At 65.4% G+C, this 2,203-nt stretch carries 1 protein-coding gene; it reads left to right on the plus strand.

Features of this window, described 5'->3' with window-relative positions; genetic code table 11:
* The first annotated feature begins 7 nt into the window (after positions 1–7).
* On the plus strand, positions 8–2,143 hold the full coding sequence (locus ACYPYD_RS16860; protein ID WP_459664344.1) for an RNA degradosome polyphosphate kinase: 2,136 nt from the start codon (positions 8–10) through the stop codon (positions 2,141–2,143).
* Positions 2,144–2,203: the final 60 nt, after the last annotated feature.

Below are 2,203 nucleotides of genomic sequence, written 5' to 3' on the forward strand. Positions count from 1 at the left end.
GCAGGACGTGGAGGAAACCGAAGACCTCGCCACCCTGCCTTCGCGGTACTTCAACCGCGAACTGAGCTGGCTCGCCTTCAACGAGCGCGTGCTGGCCGAGGCCTGCAACCCGAACTATCCGCTGCTGGAGCGGCTGCGCTTCCTGTCGATCTCGGGCAACAACATCGACGAGTTCCTGATGGTGCGCGTCGCCGGCTTCCACGCGCAGGTGCGCCGCCAAATCGAGGAAATCTCGATGGACGGCCTCACCCCGTCGCAGGCGATCGCGGTCACGCACGAAAAGGTGATGGAGCTGGAGCGAATCCAGCAGGAAACCTGGTCCACCCTCAAGACCCAGCTCGGCGAAGCAGGCATCACCGTCGTCGGCGAGGATGACAAGCTCGACCGCGAGCGCGAGAAGTGGCTGCGCGAATACTTCATCGAACAGGTCATGCCGGTGATCACCCCGCAGGCGATCGACCCGGCGCACCCCTTCCCCTTCGTCGCCAACCAGGGCATCGGCGTACTGTTCTCGCTGACGCGCGAGGCGGACGAGGCGTCGGTGATGGAGATGGTGCTGATCCCCTCGCCGCTGCCGCGCTTCGTGCGCATTCCGGGCGCCGAGGCATCCTGGATCTCGATCGAGGACCTGATCTGCCGCAACACCGAGGAACTGTTCCCCGGCTTCCGCTTCAACGGCCACGGCGTGTTCCGCATCCTGCGCGACAGCGACCTCGAGGTCGAGGAAGACGCCGAGGACCTCGTGCGCTACTTCCGCACCGCGATCCAGCGCCGCCGCCGCGGGCTCGTCATCGTGCTGCAACTGCAGGGCAAGTTCGACCCGGCTGCCGAGGAAATCCTGCGCACGCAGCTGGGCCTCGACAAGGCCCTCATCATGAAGACCGATGGCATCATCGGCTTCTCGGGCCTGTCGGCGATCTGCGACGAGGACCGGCCCGAGCTGAAGTTCGAGCCCTACACCCCGCGCTACCCCGAGCGCATTCTCGAACATGACGGCGACATCTTCGCGGCGATCCGCGAGAAGGACATCGTCGTCCAGCATCCTTACGAGAGCTTCGAGGTTGTCATCGACTTCCTGCGCCAGGCCGCGCTCGACCCGGACGTGGTGGCGATCAAGCAGACGCTCTACCGCGCGGGCAAGCAGTCGGCGATCATCTCGGCGCTGATCCAGGCGGCCGAGCAGGGCAAGTCGGTGACCGCCGTGGTCGAACTGAAAGCCCGCTTCGACGAGGAACAGAACCTTCTCTGGGCCAGCCAGCTCGAACGCGCGGGCGTCCAGGTGATCTACGGCTTCGTCGACTGGAAGACCCACGCCAAGGTCTCGGCGGTGGTGCGGCGCGAGAACGGTTCGTACCGGACCTACTGCCACTTCGGCACCGGCAACTACCACCCGATCACCGCGCGCGTGTATACCGACTTGTCGTACTTCACCGCCGAACCGGCGGCGGGACGCGACGTGGTGCGCCTGTTCAACTTCATCACCGGCTACGTCGAGCCCAAGAGCCTCGAAATGCTCTCGATCTCGCCGATCTCGCTGCGCTCGACCCTCAACGACTGCATCGACGCCGAGATCGCCAATGCCGAAGCCGGCAAGCCCGCGGCGATCTGGGCCAAGCTGAACTCGCTGACCGACCCCGACCTGATCGACCGCCTCTATGCCGCCAGCCGGGCGGGCGTGGACATCGACCTCGTCGTGCGCGGCATCTGCTGCCTGCGTCCGGGCGTGCCGGGCCTGTCGGAGAACATCGCGGTCAAGTCGATCATCGGCCGCTTCCTCGAACACGCGCGTATCTGGGCTTTCGCCAACGGCGCCTACCTGCCGAACCGTCGCGCCAAGCTGTTCATCACCTCGGCCGACGGCATGAGCCGCAACCTCGACCGCCGCGTCGAAGTGCTGCTGCCGATCCGCAACAAGACGGTGCACGACCAGGTGCTCGACCAGGTCATGCTGGCGAACCTGCTGGACTCCGAACAGTCGTGGGATCTGGCACCCGACGGGTCCTACGACCGCGTCGGCGAAGTGGAGAACCCCTTCAATCTCCACCGCTATTTCATGACCAACCCGTCACTCTCCGGACGCGGCGCGGCACTCGACAGTGGACGAAAGGTGCCGAAGCTGTCGCTGAGGCGTGGCAACATCTGACACGATGCCCAGCCCCTTCGTCATTGCGAGCGCAGCGAAGCCGCGCTCGCAATGACGAAC

Source organism: Novosphingobium sp. 11B (genome assembly GCF_054589055.1).